Source organism: Rhizobium sp. WYCCWR 11128 (assembly GCF_013416305.1).
GTDB lineage: Bacteria > Pseudomonadota > Alphaproteobacteria > Rhizobiales > Rhizobiaceae > Rhizobium > Rhizobium indicum.
The window spans coordinates 170602-188226 of the sequence record NZ_JACCEZ010000005.1 but is presented as its reverse complement, the minus strand read 5'-3'; the positions used below and the strand labels follow the sequence as shown (position 1 = coordinate 188226).

Annotated in this window: 19 protein-coding genes; 8 read left to right on the top strand and 11 right to left on the bottom strand. The window is 61.2% G+C overall.

The annotated features are described in order from the left end of the window. Nucleotides 1-8: 8 nt before the first annotated feature. From pcaH to HX898_RS17695, 4 genes are all read left to right on the top strand, one after another. On the top strand, nucleotides 9-758 hold the full coding sequence (pcaH, locus tag HX898_RS17710; protein WP_012763508.1) for a protocatechuate 3,4-dioxygenase subunit beta: 750 nt from the start codon (nucleotides 9-11) through the stop codon (nucleotides 756-758). A gap of 2 nt (nucleotides 759-760) precedes the next feature. Continuing rightward, on the top strand, nucleotides 761-1372 hold the full coding sequence (gene pcaG / locus HX898_RS17705) for a protocatechuate 3,4-dioxygenase subunit alpha (protein WP_138389770.1): 612 nt from the start codon (nucleotides 761-763) through the stop codon (nucleotides 1370-1372). A gap of 173 nt (nucleotides 1373-1545) precedes the next feature. Then, nucleotides 1546-2592: a 3-carboxy-cis,cis-muconate cycloisomerase gene (locus tag HX898_RS17700; RefSeq protein WP_138389771.1), complete on the top strand. Its 1047-nt coding sequence runs from the start codon at nucleotides 1546-1548 to the stop codon at nucleotides 2590-2592. 67 nt (nucleotides 2593-2659) lie between these two features. Continuing rightward, nucleotides 2660-3427, top strand: coding sequence for an SDR family oxidoreductase (locus tag HX898_RS17695; protein ID WP_171598133.1), 768 nt, complete (start codon nucleotides 2660-2662; stop codon nucleotides 3425-3427). Nucleotides 3428-3547: 120 nt separating this feature from the next. On the opposite strand, the gene HX898_RS17690 is transcribed toward HX898_RS17695, so the two are convergent. The 7 genes from HX898_RS17690 to HX898_RS17660 form a co-directional block, all read right to left on the bottom strand. Then, nucleotides 3548-4378 carry a shikimate dehydrogenase gene (locus tag HX898_RS17690; protein WP_138389772.1) on the bottom strand — a complete coding sequence of 277 codons (831 nt, stop codon included), beginning with the start codon at nucleotides 4376-4378 and terminating at the stop codon, nucleotides 3548-3550. Nucleotides 4379-4382: 4 nt separating this feature from the next. Further along, entirely contained in the window at nucleotides 4383-5450 is a 1068-nt protein-coding gene (locus HX898_RS17685) for a Gfo/Idh/MocA family oxidoreductase (RefSeq protein WP_171598134.1), read from the bottom strand. Nucleotides 5451-5493: 43 nt separating this feature from the next. Continuing rightward, a complete protein-coding gene (locus HX898_RS17680) occupies nucleotides 5494-6258 on the bottom strand; it encodes an amino acid ABC transporter ATP-binding protein (protein ID WP_138389774.1) in 765 nt (254 codons plus the stop codon). A 53-nt stretch (nucleotides 6259-6311) separates the two neighbouring features. Continuing rightward, nucleotides 6312-6953, bottom strand: a complete 642-nt coding sequence (locus tag HX898_RS17675; RefSeq protein ID WP_011654831.1) for an amino acid ABC transporter permease — start codon at nucleotides 6951-6953, stop codon at nucleotides 6312-6314. A gap of 10 nt (nucleotides 6954-6963) precedes the next feature. After that, entirely contained in the window at nucleotides 6964-7632 is a 669-nt protein-coding gene (locus tag HX898_RS17670; protein WP_017991876.1) for an amino acid ABC transporter permease, read from the bottom strand. A 31-nt stretch (nucleotides 7633-7663) separates the two neighbouring features. After that, on the bottom strand, nucleotides 7664-8107 hold the full coding sequence (locus tag HX898_RS17665) for a type II 3-dehydroquinate dehydratase (protein ID WP_138331593.1): 444 nt from the start codon (nucleotides 8105-8107) through the stop codon (nucleotides 7664-7666). A gap of 231 nt (nucleotides 8108-8338) precedes the next feature. Beyond that, nucleotides 8339-9169, bottom strand: coding sequence for a transporter substrate-binding domain-containing protein (locus HX898_RS17660; protein WP_062940503.1), 831 nt, complete (start codon nucleotides 9167-9169; stop codon nucleotides 8339-8341). A 247-nt stretch (nucleotides 9170-9416) separates the two neighbouring features. Between HX898_RS17660 and HX898_RS17655 the strand changes: the two genes are divergently transcribed. Continuing rightward, nucleotides 9417-11312 (top strand): sugar phosphate isomerase/epimerase and 4-hydroxyphenylpyruvate domain-containing protein, encoded by a 1896-nt coding sequence (locus tag HX898_RS17655; RefSeq protein WP_171598135.1) that lies wholly within the window; start codon nucleotides 9417-9419, stop codon nucleotides 11310-11312. Nucleotides 11313-11421: 109 nt separating this feature from the next. Here HX898_RS17655 and HX898_RS17650 read toward each other — a convergent pair whose 3' ends face one another. Next, the gene (locus tag HX898_RS17650) at nucleotides 11422-12096 is read right to left on the bottom strand and encodes a GntR family transcriptional regulator (protein WP_138331591.1); all 675 of its coding nucleotides are present in this window, start codon (nucleotides 12094-12096) and stop codon (nucleotides 11422-11424) included. A 73-nt stretch (nucleotides 12097-12169) separates the two neighbouring features. After that, nucleotides 12170-12838 carry a GntR family transcriptional regulator gene (locus HX898_RS17645; RefSeq protein ID WP_029872168.1) on the bottom strand — a complete coding sequence of 223 codons (669 nt, stop codon included), beginning with the start codon at nucleotides 12836-12838 and terminating at the stop codon, nucleotides 12170-12172. Nucleotides 12839-13336: 498 nt separating this feature from the next. Between HX898_RS17645 and HX898_RS17640 the strand changes: the two genes are divergently transcribed. From HX898_RS17640 to HX898_RS17630, 3 genes are all read left to right on the top strand, one after another. Continuing rightward, nucleotides 13337-14167: an MBL fold metallo-hydrolase gene (locus HX898_RS17640; RefSeq protein ID WP_171598136.1), complete on the top strand. Its 831-nt coding sequence runs from the start codon at nucleotides 13337-13339 to the stop codon at nucleotides 14165-14167. A 257-nt stretch (nucleotides 14168-14424) separates the two neighbouring features. Then, a complete protein-coding gene (locus HX898_RS17635) occupies nucleotides 14425-14799 on the top strand; it encodes a GFA family protein (protein WP_131713100.1) in 375 nt (124 codons plus the stop codon). A gap of 24 nt (nucleotides 14800-14823) precedes the next feature. Then, a complete protein-coding gene (locus HX898_RS17630; RefSeq protein ID WP_171598137.1) occupies nucleotides 14824-15693 on the top strand; it encodes an alpha/beta hydrolase in 870 nt (289 codons plus the stop codon). Between the two features lie 10 nt (nucleotides 15694-15703). Here HX898_RS17630 and HX898_RS17625 read toward each other — a convergent pair whose 3' ends face one another. Both HX898_RS17625 and HX898_RS17620 read right to left on the bottom strand, forming a co-directional pair. Next, complete coding sequence (locus tag HX898_RS17625) at nucleotides 15704-16456, bottom strand: polysaccharide deacetylase family protein (protein ID WP_171598138.1); 753 nt, start codon at nucleotides 16454-16456, stop codon at nucleotides 15704-15706. Then, the gene (locus tag HX898_RS17620; protein WP_138389782.1) at nucleotides 16456-17544 is read right to left on the bottom strand and encodes a glycosyltransferase family 4 protein; all 1089 of its coding nucleotides are present in this window, start codon (nucleotides 17542-17544) and stop codon (nucleotides 16456-16458) included. The genes HX898_RS17625 and HX898_RS17620 overlap by 1 nt, the downstream gene beginning before the upstream one ends. Between the last annotated feature and the right edge of the window lie 81 nt (nucleotides 17545-17625).

Below are 17625 nucleotides of genomic sequence, written 5' to 3'. Positions count from 1 at the left end.
GGAGGAACATGTCCGAACGACCGAACCGCAAGCCCGAGACCGGCGGCTTCTTCGCCCGCGACCGCGCCTGGCATGCGCCGGCGCTGACCCCCGGCTACAAGACCTCCGTGCTGCGTGCACCGCAGCGCGCGCTGCTCTCCCTCGACGGCACGATTTCCGAGACCACCGGCCCGGTCTTCGGCCATTCGATGATCGGCGAACTCGACAACGACCTGATCCTGAACTACGCGCAGCCCGGCGAAAGTGCGATTGGCGAGCGCATCATCGTCCATGGCCGCGTGCTCGACGAACGCGCCAAGCCGGTTGCCGGCGCCTTGGTCGAGTTCTGGCAGGCCAATGCCGGCGGCCGCTATCGCCACAAGAAGGAAACCTATCTGGCGGCGATCGACCCGAATTTCGGCGGCTGCGGCCGCGCCATCACCGACGAGGATGGCCGCTACCATTTCCGCACCGTCCGCCCCGGCGCCTATCCCTGGCCGAACGGCATCAACGATTGGCGTCCCGCCCATATCCATTTCTCGATCTTCGGCCATGGCTTTGCCCAGCGCCTGATCACCCAGATGTATTTCGAAGGCGACCCGATGATCTGGAAATGTCCGATCGTCGGCACCATCCCCGACAAGGCGGCGATCGAGCAGCTGATCGCGCCGCTTGACTGGGGCAACACCATTCCGATGGATTCACGCGCCTATAAATTCGATATCGTGCTGCGCGGCCGCCGCTCGACGATGTTCGAAAACAGACCGGAGGGCAACTGACCATGCAGCAGCTCGGCTATCTCAAGGAAACCCCGTCGCAGACGGCGGGTCCCTATGTGCATATCGGCCTGACGCCGAATTTCTGCGACATAACGGGCGTCTACGACACCGATCTCGGCATCGGGATGGTCAACGACAAGACGCTCGGCGAACGCATCACCGTTACCGGCCGGATCTTCGATGGCGCCGGGGCATTGGTGCGCGATGCGGTCATCGAGATCTGGCAGGCCGACAGCGCCGGGCTCTATAACAGCCCGTCGGAAATGCGCGGCGCCGCCGACCCGAATTTCGCCGGCTGGGGCCGCTGCCCGACCCGCGCTGAGGACGGCGTCTACAGCTTCGAGACGGTCAAGCCCGGCCGTGTCCCCTTCAAGGACGGCCGCAGACAAGCCCCGCACATCACCTTCTGGATCGTCGCCCGCGGCATCAATATCGGCCTGCACACGCGCATGTATTTTCCGGAAGAGACGGAGGCCAACGCCGCCGACCCGCTGCTTTCCCGCATCGAACATCGCGAGCGCGTCGCAACAATGGTCGCCACCCGCGACGGCGCGACCTGTCACTTCGACATCCATCTGCAGGGTCCGAAGGAAACGGTGTTTCTGGATATCTGAAGGCCGGCGTCGCCATCGGCTTGCTGGGGCGGTGATGTGCGGGTAGCGTCCGCCAGGGGATGTGCCGTACGAGATCACCCGCCCATGAAGCGCGGACGCCGCCTCGAGCCCCTTCAGCGGGGAGAAGGTGGCGGCAGCCGGATGAGGGGCCACAACCACGAACCGAGACGATCATGACTGCATCGCCCTTCGACCACCCCTTCCTTTCCAGCCTGCTCGGCGACGATGAAATCGCGCCCTATTTCTCCGCCGAGGCGGATATACGGGCCATGCTCTCCTTCGAGGCCGCGCTCGCCAAGGCTGAAGCCGCTCACGGCCTCATTCCCGCCGAAGCCGCAAGGCGCATCGCTGACACCTGCGCCGCCTTCTCGCCCGATGTGTCCAGTCTTCGATCAGCAACGGCAAGGGACGGTGTCGTCGTTCCCGACCTCATCAAGCAGCTGCGCACCGATGTCGGCGAGGAAGCGGCAAAAAGCCTGCATCTCGGCGCGACCAGCCAGGATGTCATCGATACCAGCCTGATGATCCGCCTGAAGGCCGTCGTCTTCCTGTTTGCCGGCCGGCTTTCCACCATCGCCGTGGGGCTCGATGCGCTCGACGGCCAGTTCGGCCGGAACCAGCTGATGGGTCATACCCGCATGCAGGCGGCGATCCCGATCACCGTCGCCGATCGCCTCCGTGCGTGGCGGGAGCCGCTGGCGACCTATCGCGACCGCCTGACCGAACAGGGTTTTCCCGTCCAGTTCGGTGGTGCGGCCGGCACGCTTGACAAGCTCGGGTCGCAGGCCGCAGCCATCCGGGCCTCGCTCGCCCAGGAACTCGGTCTCACCGATGCGCCGCAATGGCAGAGCGGGCGTCTGCCGATCGCCGATATCGCCGGCCTGTTCGCGTCGATATCGGGCAGCCTCGGCAAGATGGGGCAGGATATCGCGCTGCTTGCCCAGGCTGGCGGCGAGATCGAAATCTCAGGCGGCGGCACGTCGTCGGCGATGGCGCACAAGCAGAACCCCGTTTCCGCCGAAGTCCTCGTCTCGCTCGCCCGCTTCAACGCCACGGCTTTATCGGGCGTTCACCAGTCCCTCGTCCACGAACAGGAACGCTCGGGCGCTGCCTGGACGCTCGAATGGCTGCTTCTGCCGCAAATGACGATGGCAACCGCCGCCAGCCTGCGGCTAGCCGGAGAGCTTGCAGGAAATATCAAGAGGCTTGGAACGGGCTGATCCAGCACCTTTGCATGTAATGCCGGAAACCGGCTATGCAGAGTGCAATGAAATCAGGAGCAGCCTCGTGACCTTTCCCCTCTTCGACCTCTCCGGGCGCCGCGCCCTCGTTACCGGCTCCAGCCAAGGCATCGGCCGCGCGTTGGCGGTCGGGCTTGCCGAGCATGGCGCTTCGATCATCATCAACGGCCGCAACGCGCAGAAGGCTGAGGCCGCCGCCGAGGATATCCGTCGCAGCCATCGCCATGCCGTCAGCGCCGCCTTCGACGTCACCGATGCCGAGGCCAGCCGCACCGCCATCGCCTATATCGAGGCGGAGATCGGCCCGATCGACATCCTCGTCAACAATGCCGGCATGCAGTTCCGCACACCGCTGGAGAACTTCCCGGTCCACAAATGGGACGAGATCTTCAAGACCAATGTCTCCAGCCTGTTCTATGTCAGCCAGCCGGTCGCCCAGGCGATGATATCGCGCGGCCGCGGCAAGATCATCAACATCGCCTCCGTCCAGGCCGAACTCGCCCGCCCCGGCATCGCGCCCTATACCGCGACCAAGGGCGCGGTGAAGAACCTCACGCGCGGCATGGCGACCGACTGGGCGAAATACGGCCTGCAGGTCAATGCGATCGCGCCCGGCTATTTCCGCACGCCGCTCAACCAGGCGCTTGTCGACGATCCGAAGTTTTCTGGCTGGCTGGAAACCCGCACGCCGGCCGGCCGCTGGGGCGAGGTCAAGGAGCTCGTCGGCGCCGCCGTCTTCCTCGCCTCGGATGCCTCCTCCTTCGTCAACGGCCATATGCTGACCGTAGACGGCGGCATCACCGTCTCGCTCTAGAACAGGATGTCGTCCGAAAACCGCGCACACTTTTCGGCATCATGTTCTATCTCTTTGTTTTTACGCAATTCCGAAAGCAAAACCGCTGCACACTTTTGCTGGAATTGCTCTAAATTCGCATCATCCGAGTTTGGCGATTGCCCGCAGATTGTCGGCCGTCGTCGTCGGAAATTCGAAGAATTCGAGATAGGCGGGGATCTGTTCGAACAACATGTCCGTCCCAACCTGAAATGCACAGCCGCGCGCCCGCACGGCCTCGAGAAAAGGGGTTATCTCCTTGGTCAGCACGACTTCGCCGACGAAGGTCGATGGAGAAATGCGGTCGATATCGATTGGCAGCGGGTCACCCCGTCGCATTCCGAGAGGTGTCGCATTGACGACAATGTCGAAACCTGCCGGATCGGCGGAGCCGACCGTCACTTCAAGCTGTGGATAATATTTCTTCAGCCTGTCCAGCAGCGCGGTCGCGGTCGTCTCGTTGGCGTCGAAGATGGCGAGATGGTCCACGCCCGCCTGTGCCAACGACGCCGCGATCGCCGAGCCGACGCCGCCGGCACCCGCAATGAGCGCATGGGCGCCTTCAACCTTTTTACCCTTGCGCAACACGCCGCGAACGAAGCCCTCGCCATCGAACATGTCACCGATCAGCCTGCCGTCCGAACCGAGGCGCACTGCATTGCACGAGCCTGCGACTTTCGCGTTGGTCGACGTTTCGTCGAGCAGCGCCATCGTCGAAATCTTGTGCGGCATCGTGATCAGAGCGCCGTGGATATTGGATAGCCGGAACAGAAGCTTCAGAAATACCGAATAGTCCTCCGGCCTGCAGCCCATCGGCACGACGACGGCATCAATTCCGTTCTTCTCGAAATACGGATTGTAGATCAGCGGGGCCTTGAAGGACTCCGTCGGATAGCCGAGGTGAGCGATGAGTTTGGTCGTCCCGGTGATCATGTGGTCAGACTTTCTGGGGATCGGAAGAGGCGCGGGCGTCAGCGAGGTGGATCATCCGTCCCGAGCGCGCCGATCTCTTGATCGCCTCGACGACCCTGAGCGTGGCGAGGCCCTCCCGGCCACTCACCAGAGGCGTGGCATCGCCACGAATGACGTCGCAAAAATGTCCGAGCTGAACGCGAAGGGGATCGGCTGCCGCGTAGGGCACCCGCTCCTGGTCGAGCCGCTCCAGCCAATCGGGCCTCGAAGGGCTCGTCCAAAGCGTCAAATCGGGAATTCCGAGCGAACCCCTGGTGCCGCCGATCTGGTAGCAGAATTGATCGTAATGGGGAAAAGCGGGGTTCTCACCGGTGGTCGTCTCCCAGCTCCAGGGCGCGGCCACGGCATCACTGCCGTTGAGGGTGGCAAGCACCCCGCCTGCAAAACGCAGCGTGACGACGGCCGTATCCTCGACGGCATGGTTCCGCACGGCGTGCGATTCCAGCGCATGGACGGCTTCGACCTCGCCGAAGAGATATCGGAAGAGATCGACATCGTGGATCAGGTTGACGAAGACCGGGCCGGCGCCCGCTTCGCGCCGCCAGGGGATATCGAAATAGTTGTCGGGCTTGGCGACCCAGAACGTGCCGTGCACCGCGATGATCCGGCCAAGCCTTCCGCCGTCGACGATCTGCTTTACCGCCTGGATCATCGGATTGTGGCGCCTGTGATGGCCGACCAGCAGCGGTATGCCCGCCTTCTCGCCGGCGGCGACCAGCGCCGCGGCGGCATCGACATCGTCGGCGATCGGTTTCTCGATCAGAACGGGGATGCCGGCGGCGACGATCTCCATTCCGTTCTCGACGTGAAGCTGGTTCGGCGTTGCCACGATGACGCCGTCAGGCCTATCCTCGACGCGAATGTCCGAAAAGCTCCGGTACCATCGGGCGCCGACAGTCTCGGCAAAGTCGCGACCGGCGGCGGAAGGATCGATCACCGCCGAGAGAACGGTTCCGGGCTCGGACATGACACGCTCGACGTGGCGCCTGCCGATCAGGCCGGCTCCCATGACTGCAATCTCCAGCGGCTTCATTGCCGGCTCCCATAATTTGCCAGACGCATCGACCTTGAGACCCCTACTTCCGCAGGATTTCTCCGAGGAATTTCCTGGTTCGCTCATGCTGTGGGTTCGTGAAGAACTCGGCGGGCGGGGCTTCCTCGACGATCGCGCCGCTGGCCATGAAGATCACGCGATCGGCGACCTGGCGGGCAAAGCCCATCTCGTGCGTGACGCAGATCATCGTCATGCCCTCATCAGCAAGCGCGATCATCGTATCCAGCACCTCCTTGACCATCTCCGGATCAAGCGCCGAGGTCGGCTCATCGAACAGCATGACTTTCGGCCGCATGCAAAGCGCGCGGGCAATGGCCACGCGCTGCTGCTGGCCACCAGAAAGCTGCACCGGATATTTGTCGGCCTGCTCCAGGATCTTGACCCGCTCGAGCAGCCCGCGTGCCCGTTCCTCGGCCTCCGCCCTGCCAACGCCGGCTGCCTTCATCGGCGCCAGCATGCAGTTCTGCAGCACGGTCAGATGCGGAAACAGGTTGAACTGCTGGAAGACCATGCCGACCTCGCGACGGATCGCATCGATGGTCTTGGCCTGATTGCCGAGAAGAATCCCGCCGACGCGGATTTCACCTTTTTCATAGGTCTCGAGATGGTTGATGCAGCGAATGAGCGTCGACTTGCCGCTGCCGGAAGGCCCGCACAAGACGATCCTCTCGCCGCTGCGAACCGATATGTTGATGTCGTGCAGGGCTTGAAAAGCGCCATACCACTTCTCCACCCGCTCCATGGTGATCATGGTTTCCGCGCCTTGAGCAGGACTGGGAATGGTCATCGGTAGAACTCCATATTGGCGGGCTGGACCGCATCGAAGACGAGGGATGCGGATCAGCGCGCGGAGGCGGCGAACTTTCGTTCGAGGCGAGCGCCAAGAATCGTCAGTGGGCAGCACATCAGGAAATAGAGAATGCCGACGATGCCGAAGACCGTCAGCGGTTGGAAAATCTGGTTGGAGATGATGTTGCCGGCCCGCGTCAGCTCGGTGAAGCCGACGATCGACGCAAGCGAGGTGCCCTTGATCAACTGGACGAGGAAACCGATCGTGGCGGGCAGCGAAATGCGCAGCGCCTGCGGCAGGATGACATCCTTCATGCGCGAGATGTATCTGAGGCTGAGAGCCTTTGCCGCTTCCGTCTGGCCGCGCGGAACCGCTTCGATCGATCCGCGCCAGATCTCGCCGAGATAGGCGCTCGCATGCAGCGTCAGGCCGATGGCGACGGCCACCCAGGAATCGAGCATCAGCCCCACCAGCGCCAAGCCGTAATAGACGACGAACAGCTGCATCAGCAGCGGGGTTCCCTGGAAGACGGCGATATAGCCGGCCGTGACGCGTTCCAGCAGCGGTATGCCCGAGGCACGGGCAAGGGCGACGCCGAGCCCCGCGATGCCGCCGCAGACAAAACCGACGGCGGACAGGAGCACTGTCCATTTCAGGCCGATCAGGAGGAAGACGAATTCTTCGTGACCCATGGAATTCCTCCTACTTGACCGGATATTTGAAGTAACGCGCCGAAAACAGCGCGAAGATGCGCATCATCAGCCAGGAGATCACGAAGTAGAAAACCGTGACGGTGAAGTAGACCTCGAAGCTGCGGAAGCTCTCCGACTCGATGCGCTGCGAAACGGACGTTAGCTCGTAGGCGGAAATCGCCGATGCGATGCTGGTGGTCAGCGTCAACAGGACGAACTGGCTGGTCAAGGACGGATAGATCGCCCGTAATGCCGGCTTGAGGATGATCAGCCGGAAGACCTGAGCCTTGTGCAGACCAAGCGCCAGACCCGCTTCCATCTGTCCCTTCGGGATCGACTGGACGCCGCCGCGAATGATCTCAATTGCGTAGGCACCACCGTTGATGCCGAGCGCGATAATCGCCGTCGGTGTCGGATCCAGCCTGATGCCTGTCAGCGGAAGCGCGAAGTAGATGAAAAAGATCTGCACCAGAAACGGCGTGTTACGGATCAACTCGACGAAGGCGATGACCAGCCATCGCGCCGGCTTCAGGGCGGAGTCGCGCAAGGCGACGCCGCCAATTCCGATGATGATCGCCAGCAGCATCCCACAAATGGCAAGCAAGAATGTCCCGAGGCAGCCGAGCAGAAGGCTCGGCAGGCCATCTATGACCGGGGTGAAATCCAACTTATAATTCATGGCGATCCTTCTGGTCCGTCTTCCTGAAAGTTCAGTCCTGCTTGACCATTCCAGCCATCGCCTGGATAGCCAGCTCGTAGCCATCCGCTCCAAAGCCGATCATGATGGCCGTGGCAACGCGCGAGATCAGCGAATTGTGGTAGATGCTTTCGCGCGCATGAACATTCGAAATATGCAGCTCGATCTTCGGCGGGTCGAACATTTTCAACGCATCGAGAAGAGCGATCGATGTGAAGGTATAGCCGGCGGGATTGATGATGATGCCACAGGCGTCGGTCCGGGCCTGGTGCACGCTCTCGACCAGTTCGCCCTCGAAATTGGTCTGCCGGAACTCGACGTCGAATCCCAAGGACTTTGCCTTGGTCACGCACCGTTTCCTGATGTCGGCCAGCGTCGTGGTTCCATAGATCGCCGGTTCGCGCTGGCCCAGCAGGTTCAGGTTCGGTCCGTTGAGCACAAAGATGGTTTTGGTCATGTCGCGCACCTCAAACGGGGCAGAGCCTTAAGCATGGCGGTTGCGTTGCCGGGCATTGGCATGCCCGGCCTTGCTTGGTGAGAGACTGCCTCTTTCTGGACGTCATCCTCGGCCTGTGCCGGGGATCTGCCGCCGTAGATGCTCGGGACACGAGCCCGAGCATGATGGCGAGCGGTTGGCAGACCCTGTCATCAGCCGGAAGGCCGGGCCTCGTCCGCCTTTGCGGTTCGCTCAGTTCGCCGCGAACGGAATGCCTTCCAGCGTTTCCGGGAATTCCGGGACCGGAACCTTCATCCACTTGTCGTAGACTGCCTTGAGTTCGCCGTTTGCCTTGATCTTGTCGATGAAGGTGTTGAGCGCCGCATTGATTTCCTTTTCGCCGAGACGCGTGCAAGCACCGTTGTAGAGCTTCTGGAATTCAAGCTTGTTTTCGAATTCGCCCGGACGGGCCTTCTCCACCCGGTCCATGTAGAAAATGTTGCCACCAAGCGTCTCGACCTGGCCGGACACCAGGGCCTGGACGCTCGCGGCGTCTCCATCATAGCGCCGGATGGTCGTGCTCGGCGGCGCGTTCTTGGTGACCTGCGTGTCCTGGGCTGCACCCTTGGCGACGCCGACCGTGAACTTGGCCATGTCGTCATTCTTCTTGATCTCAGCCGATTTCGGACCAATCAGAACGATGGCATTAGCAACATAGGGCTTGCTGAACTGCACGGCCTTTGCGCGATCCGGCAGCATCGCCATCGTCGCGAACAGAACGTCGACGCGGCCGGCCGTCAGTGCGGGAATGCGGTTGTTGACTTCAAGCGGCACGAACTCGACGGAAACACCCAGTTCCTTGGCAAACAGCGTCGCGATGTCGGCATCGAGGCCGTCCTGTTTGCCGCCGCTGGTCACGAAGCCCCAAGGCGGGTTGTCACCCTGAATTCCGACGATGATCTTGCCGCGAGCCTTGATTTCATCAGGCGTGATGGCGGCGGCCGGTTGCGCTAGGGTGACGGCAGCCACCAGGGCCGCGGCTCCGAGCATCGCGTTTCGGCGCGTCAGCATAGATTTGAACATGTGATTCCTCCTCCTTTGGCGGTCACTCGACCGGACAGCCACCTCACCTTTTGACTGTGTGAGCAATGATTGCCAGAGACGAGCGGTCAAATCAACAGAGTTTTTCAAAATCATATGAGAATTTATAATAAGACACGCTATTTGAATTCCTCACGACATTTGCCATAATAGTAGCGAGCGATTTTCCGTGACGCATCGTGGTGTTCGGCGCTCGTTTAATCTCGCACGGATATCGGAAGGGTTTGACATGAGGACCTCGATTGCGACTGTAACGATCAGCGGCGAACTTCCGGAGAAGCTCGAGGCGATCGCCCGGGCGGGCTTCGACGGCGTCGAGATCTTCGAAAATGACTTCCTCGCCTTCGACGGAAGCCCGGCCGATGTCGGAAAACTCGTCCGCGACCATGGCCTGGAGATCACCCTGTTTCAGCCATTTCGTGATTTCGAGGGCATGCCGGAGCCCTTGCGAAGCCGTACGTTTGACCGCGCGGAACGGAAGTTCGACGTGATGCAGCAGCTCGGAACGGAGCTGGTGCTTGTCTGCTCCAACGTCTCGCCGGCCGCTATCGGCGGCATCGACCGGGCGGCAGCGGACTTTCATGAACTTGGCGAGCGTGCTGCCCGGCGTGGACTGAGGGTGGGCTATGAGGCGCTTGCCTGGGGCCGCCATATCAGCGACCATCGCGACGCCTGGGAGATCGTCCGTCGCGCCGATCATCCGAATATCGGTCTTATCCTCGACAGCTTCCACACCTTGTCGCGGAAGATCGACGTCAATTCGATCCGCTCAATTCCCAAAGAGAAAATCTTCATCGTCCAGCTTGCCGATGCCCCTGATATCGACATGGACCTGCTCTATTGGAGCCGCCACTTCCGAAACATGCCGGGTGAAGGCGACCTTCCCGTCACGGCGTTCACCGAAGCCGTCGCGGCAACAGGTTACGACGGATATTTCTCCCTGGAGATCTTCAACGACCAGTTCCGAGGCGGTTTGTCGCGCGCGATCGCGGCCGATGGCCACCGCTCCCTGATCTATCTCGGCGATCAGGTACGACGCAATCTCGGCATCGGCAGCATGACCGGGGCGGCGATGCCGGAAAGGCCTTCCGTCAAGGGCGTCGGCTTCGTCGAGTTTGCCACAGACGAGGAAGACGAAGTCGAGCTGGTTGCATTGCTGCGCACGCTCGGATTCAAAAAGACGGCGGTCCACCGCACGAAAAAAGTCTCCCTCTTCGAGCAGGGCGAGATCCGCATCCTCGTCAATGTCGATCAGGCAGGATTCGCCAACGCCGCCTACGCCGTTCACGGTACTTTTGCCTATGCCATGGCCCTGATCGTCGATGATGCGGCCAAGGCCTATGAGCGCGCGCTCGCCTTGGATGCCGAGCCATTCACCCAGCCTGTCGCAGACGGTGAGCTTGAGCTGCCCGCCATTCGCGGTGTCGGGGGCGGAATCGTCTATCTCATCGACGACAAGAGCGCATTGGGTCGCTTCTCCGAAATCGACTTTCAGCCGGTCACCGACGACAGCGACGCGCCGCCTGCAGGCCTTTTGCGCATTGATCACGTCGCCCAGACGGTCGGTTACGATGAAATGCTCACCTGGCTTCTATTCTACACGTCCATTTTCGAGACGCGGAAGACCCCGATGGTCGATATCATCGATCCGGCCGGGGTGGTGCGCAGTCAAGTCGTCGAGAACGACACCGGGGCGCTGCGCATTACCATGAACGGCGCCGAGAATCGCCGCACTCTGGCGGGACATTTCATCGCCGAGAAATTCGGGGCCGGCATCCAGCATCTGGCGTTCTTGACCGACGACATCTTCGCGACCGCCGAAAGCCTTCGTGTTTGCGGTTTCAGATCACTGCACATTTCGCCGAACTACTATGACGACGTCGAAGCACGCTTCGGCCTCGATCCTGCATTGACTGAGCGGCTGAAGGCGGAGAACATCCTCTATGACCGCGACGAGCATGGCGAATATTTCCAGCTCTATAGCGGAACCTATGGAGAGGGTTTCTTTTTCGAGATCGTCGAGCGCCGCGGCTACCGCGGCTACGGCGCCCCGAACGCAATTTTCCGGATCGCCGCTCTGAAGAAACAGATGCGTCCGGAAGGAATTCCTAAAGACGCCTCTTGAGCCATGGTTTAGGAGCGGCTCAGCTTTTCATGAAAACGCAGAGCCGCTCCAACCTCTTGTTTCGCGCATTCCGGACGGAAAACCGCGTCGCACTTTTCCTGGAATTGAGCTAAGTAATCCGGCCGCTCTTCAGCACATGGTCCACGCCGCTTTGAACGTGCCGCCTGACGATGTCGGTCGCGCCGGCGACGTCGCGCCGAATGGAAAGCTCGAACAAAAGCCTGTGGTCATCGACCACGGGCTTGCCGCGAAAACTCTCGGCCAGCATATGGTAGCGGAGAAAGCGGTCGAAGACGGATGACAATGTCGCCATCAGCGTCGCCGAATTGCAGGCCGAGACGATCGCCTGATGGAACTCCCAATCGTATCGAACCCAGTCGACTGTCCGCGAGACGTCGCCGGCAAGGAGCTTGCGTTCGGCGGCAGCCAGCCGGTGATGGGCGGCGACGATGCGCCCTTCCCATTCAAGATTTCCCGCAGCGAAGGCAAGGCCGATCGCATGTGTTTCCAGAACAATCCTGAGGTCGGCGAGTTCGAGGAGTTCGCGGCGCGAAGCAGGGCTGACTTCAAAACCGCGCTGCCCCTCGGCGACGACGAGGTTTTCCGTGGTCAGGCGGCTCAAAATTTCGCGCAGCGATGAAATGCCGATGGAGTAGCGCTCCTTTGCCTGCTCCAGCTTGATCTTGGCCCCGGGCGGCAATGTGCCCGATATGATATCCTCGCGGATCTGTCGGAAGACGACATCGCTTACTGTTTCCGCCGGGTCGTGGACTTGCTTGAGCATGGCTTTTCCTGATTTCGCCGAAATGCAATTTACGTCGGGACCTGAAGCTCGAAGAGAAACGTCCGAACCATGTCTATCTCAGCGTCCCTCTCGCCAGCGCATGTTCGACCCCGCCTTGAATATGCAGGACAAGCACCCGCTTGGCCGTCTCCGCGTCCCGTCGCAATGCCGCATCCAAAAGCTGCTGGTGTTCATTGGCCGCGACATCGCCTCGATAGGACAAGGCAACCATCTGATATCTGAGATATCTGTCGAAGATCACCGAATGCGTCTCCATCAGCAGTTTCGACCCGCAGGCGGATATCAGGGCTTGATGGAACTCCCAGTCGTAGCGCTTCCAGTCCTCGGCCCGGCTGGTATCACCGGAGGCCATCACCTGTTCCATCCGCGCCAATTTGTAATGCGCCGATACCAGCGGAGCTTCCCACTCCACGTCGCCATGCACGAACGACTGCTCCAGCGCATGTGTTTCCAGGAGAAGCCTTAGCGCCGCCGTCTCCTTGAGGTCTGAAACCGACACCGGGGACACTTCGAAACCTTTTTGCCCCTCGGCGAGGACAAGCCCCTCGGAGGAGAGCCGGTTCAGCACTTCCCGAAGTGTGCTGATGCTGGTCTCGTAGCTCTCCTTCAGGCTTTCCAGCTTCAACTTTTGTCCGGGAGCCAGCCGGCCAAAAATAATGTCGGCCCGAATGCGCCTGTAGCTGCTTTCGGCGATGGTCTCGTTGATAACCGGCTGCAACATGGCGAGTCTCTTATATTTCCTGTATCGTCGGATATATCGCTTTTTGCCATTCCCAATCAAGGAAACATTCGCGGAATAGGAAGCACAATTTTCTCATATGATGGCGGTTTTCCCGGAGAACCGGGCGAGCGGGCCGAACGAGAATCCACGCGCCACATGTCGTTTCGGACAGCCCCTTCGGCGCCGCGTTCGTGCTGCTTTCAAGACGGGATTTTCGGCTCAACATGGCGGCAATTGTTTTTTCAATCGCGCGCAACCATCTAATAGGCATGACTTACGGGAAAATGTCCCCCGTCCTCAGCAGCCTGTTTACCGAAAACCAACCATACCGGGTTGCTTTCCGAGCCGAAAGCCGATTGCTTAGGAAAATCTACTTCTTCTTCCGCTAGCGGTTAGGAGAATACAAAGGGGAACAGACAAACCCGTGGAATTCTGCTGCTTCGCATAGAGACGAACTATGACTACGATGGCGATGCGGGAAGGCCGGTTTGAAGAACGATGACGACAGAACTGTTTCAAATAAAATTTTGGGGCGTCCGCGGCAGTATTCCCGTGTCAGGCCCCGAGTTCGATCGCTACGGCGGTAACACTTCCTGCATCGAAATTCGCTGCGGAAAACATCGGATGATCTTCGACGCGGGTTCGGGCCTGCGCGAGGCCGGGCTGTCGATGCTCGCCGACGGCGTCAGCGACGTCGACCTGTTCTTCAGCCACTGCCATTACGACCACATCATTGGCCTGCCCTTCTTCAAGGCGATCTATTATCCCTCGATCAACGTCAACATCTGGTCCGGCCATCTCGATGGCAAGATGAGCACGCGGGAAATGGTCGAGCAGTTCATCAGCCCGCCCTGGTTTCCCGTCAAGACCGACATCTGTCAGGCGACGATGAACTTCCGGGATTTCCATGCCGGTCAGGTGCTGACCCCGCATGCGGGCATCGAGATCAAGACTTTCATGCTGAACCATCCGGGCGGCGCCATCGGCTACCGCATCGAATGGCAGGGCCGTTCGGTCGCTCTCGTCTATGATATCGAGCATATTCCCGGCAGCTATGATCCGGTCTCGCTGGAGATGATGCGGGACGCCGATCTCGTCGTCTACGACTGCACATACAATGAAGACGAGATGCAGCGTTTCAAGGGCTTCGGCCATTCGACGTGGCAGCATGGCACCGAGCTTGCGAAAATGGCGGGCACCAAGCGCTTCGCGCTGTTCCACCACGCCCCCTCGCGCACGGACGAACAGCTGGCGGAGATGGAAATGCAGGCGCAGGCCGCCTTCCCCGAATCTTTTGCCGCCCGCGACAATCAGACCGTGGTGATCTAAAGCACGTCGCGATCTTTCAGATTCGCTCGTCGCGCTTTAGATCTTTGTTTTTACGCATGTCGTTGTCGCAAAACCGCTGCACACTTTTGCGCGACATGCTTTAGCAGGCCGCCGAAGGCCGCCTTCATCTTGCCAGTCCGAAGCTCTTCGACAGAGAGCCCATTCGTCGAACTGGCATGCCGGCGACGTCACGAAGGAACAGATGCCGGGCCGGACCGTTTTCCCGGCAGCGCAAATCAACGAAACAGGGATCCGTCATGACCGTGCTTTCCGGAAAGTGTCTTTGCGGGCAGGTGCGTATTTCTGTCCGGGGCGAACCCTTGCGCGTTGGAATTTGTCATTGCACGGACTGCAGGCAGGAAAGCGGTTCGGCTTTTACCTTTTATGGGATCTGGCCCGCCGGCCAATTCGAACATTCAGGGGAAACTGGCGCGTTCCAAGGTCGGCATTTCTGTACCGGTTGCGGCTCGCGGCTGTTTTCCGCCGATGACCGGGAGGCGGAAATCAAGCTTGGCATCCTCTCCGAGGCGCCGACGCCTCTGGTGCCGAGCTACGAACTCTGGATCAAACGCCGTGAACCGTGGCTGCGACCGGTGGAAGGCGCCAAGCAGTATGACGAAGACCGAAAGTGAAGAACGGTTCTGAGGAGCTTTCTGATGGCCACTCTCGTCCGACATCGCTGGATGACGGTTGCAGGCGTCGAGACTTTTTACCGCGAGGCCGGCCGGGAAGATGCACCGGTCTTGTTGCTGCCGCACGGATATCCCTGCTCATCCTATGAATTTCGCAATCTAATGCCGCGCCTTGCCGACCGTTGGCGCCTGATTGCGCCGGATTTCCCGGGTGCGGGCTATAGCGGTACGCCGGATGATTTCGACTATAGCTTCGATGGATATGCCGCCTGGCTGGAGGCCTTCGTCGATGCGATGCATGTCGACCGGTTTGTGCTCTACCTCCACGACTTCGGGTCGCCTATCGGTGCGCGGTTGGCAATCAAAGACCCTCACCGCGTCGCCGGGCTGATCATCCAGAATGGCGATATCCCCTATGAAGATGCCCTCGGACCGAAATATGCGGATATCGAGGCGACATGGACGCTTCCGAGATCGGAGATGAGGAAGGTGCTGGCGGAGGCGATCAGCGAGGCGGCCTTCAAGGAGGAGTTCCTCAACGATCTGCCGCCTGCTTTGGCCGATACGATCCCGCCCGATCTCTGGAAGCTGCATTGGTCGCTGATCACGCCGCGGCGCAAGGACATCGCCATAGACCTCATCGCCGGACTGAAGGAGAACCGGGCCTGGTTCCCGGAACACCGCAAATATCTCAGCGAATACCGGCCGCCGACCTTGATCGTCTGGGGTCCGAACGACCACTACATGCCGGAAAAGTCGGCTCGGGCCTATCTGCGCGATCTGCCGGATGCCGAACTCCATCTGCTCGGCGGCGGGCACTGGCTGCTCGAGACGCATCTCAATGATGTCGTAGCACTCATGCGAGAGTTCCTCGGACGCGTTCACGCCGCCTGATCGGCAATGTCTAAGGCCCTAGCAGTTCCGACGCCGGCGACCAGCGGACGGTCGGATGCCGGCCCGTCACTGCAAACAAGGCCGACAGGAAGTCCCACGCGGCTGCATCATGCACCAGATGGTGGGTGAGCACGCCGACAGGCTCGTCGCTCCCGGCAAACCGGTGGCGAAGCTCGGCCACCAGCTCGGCCACCAGGTCCGCCTCGCTTCGTCCGCCGCGCGTGCCATGCCAGTCGATGATGTCGACATGGGTGTTGAGGAGCGGCACCGGGCCACCCTGATTTGCCCGCCCATAGACCGACAGTGCTGCAAATCCGAGACCGGGCAGCGCCGGGATGAGGGCCGCGTCGATCCGGTTCCACGGCGGCACCAGCACCGGCAGGAAGCGGGCCGGATGCAGCCGCTGCAGCAGCCGGAACCCTTCACCCAACTCGCCGAGCACGACATCTGCCGGCCGGTCGCCGCCGAGTTCCTGCTTTTTTCTCTCCGGCCCCGCATGGTTCGTATGAGACCAGCCATGCACCGCGACAGCGACGGCTGCGTCTTCCACCAGGCGCGCGGCCAATGCCTCGCCGGTCAAGCCGGGAATGACGGCGAGTGTCAGCGGAACCTCGCTTTGACAGGCGAGCGCCATCAACGTCTCCAGCGCCTGGGTCGGCTCAACGGCGTCGTCGTCCCGCAGCCAGAACCGCGCCACCCGGTCGGCGGCCTGCCAGCGGTCAAGCTCATGGTGCAGGGGGTCCCAGGCTATCCAGTCGGTCATCACGTCACTCCTGTTGCTGCGCTGTCGCGCAAAATTCCGTTCAATACCTGCGCCGCCGTCGCAAGCGATCGCTCGCCGAGCACGAAGCGCCGCGCCGCCTGCCCCATGGCGTCGCGCCTTTGCCTGTCGTCAAGCAGGGCAGCCAGGGCCTCGGCATAGGCAGTGACATCGCCATCCGGCGTCAGCAGGCCGGTCACGCCAGCCTCGACCACCGCTGGCACGCCTGCCGTTTCCTGAGCGACGACAGGCAGGCCGGCGGCCTGGGCTTCCAGGTAGGCAAGGCCATAGGCCTCACCGCATCCGGGCCAGACATAGACGCCGCCGCGCCCGAGCAGTTCGGCGATCTCGACGGCATTGCGCTCGCCCAGCCATTCGATCCGGCCAGGAAACTCGGCAAACACCGCCTGTACCTCCTGGCGCATCGGACCATCGCCGATGACGGCAATCGTCCAGGGCCGGTCTTCGATCAGCCGCAATGCTCTCGCAAGCATCGCATAACTGTCCATCTTGTCGCCGGCCCGCATCATCGCGACCGTCATCAGCCGGCGCGGATCGGGCGCCGGCGACACGTTCTCGAACAACGCCGTGTCGATGAAGGGTTTCAGCCTGGCAAGGCCCGCCTGCGGAAAGACGGCGGCAAGCCCGGCCTGGTCACGCTCGGTGAAGCTGATATTGACCGCCGCCTGCATGATCGCCTCGCCCACCAGCTTCTGTGATGTTGCCCAGCCGGTTCGGTCGCGTTTTGCCGCATAGGAGGCTTCGGCAGTGACATAGGGAATGGCGAATTCGGCAGAAATCGCCGGCCCGAAGGGATCGGGCGATTTGTAATAGGGGTGGTAGCAGAACCAGAGTTCCGGTCGCGGCCCAGATTTCCATCTCAGCCGCAGCCGCTCCAGTTCGGCGCCGATGGCGGGTTCGAGCGCGGCTGCCGCCTCCGGTGTCGAGGCATGGGTGCGGAATTCGGAGGCGACTTCGACCTGATGCCCGCCAAGCTCCAGCGCCCGGATCAGCAGCCGCGCCATCAAACGGTCGCCCGACGGCACCGGATGGTTCGGCGATTTCATCGGCGCGTAGAAAGCCACCTGCATTGGGACACCTCAGGTAAGACACACTGTTTACAACTTTCGCGCCTGTCGGGAAAATTCCGCTATTGTCCCTTTGCCGAAAAC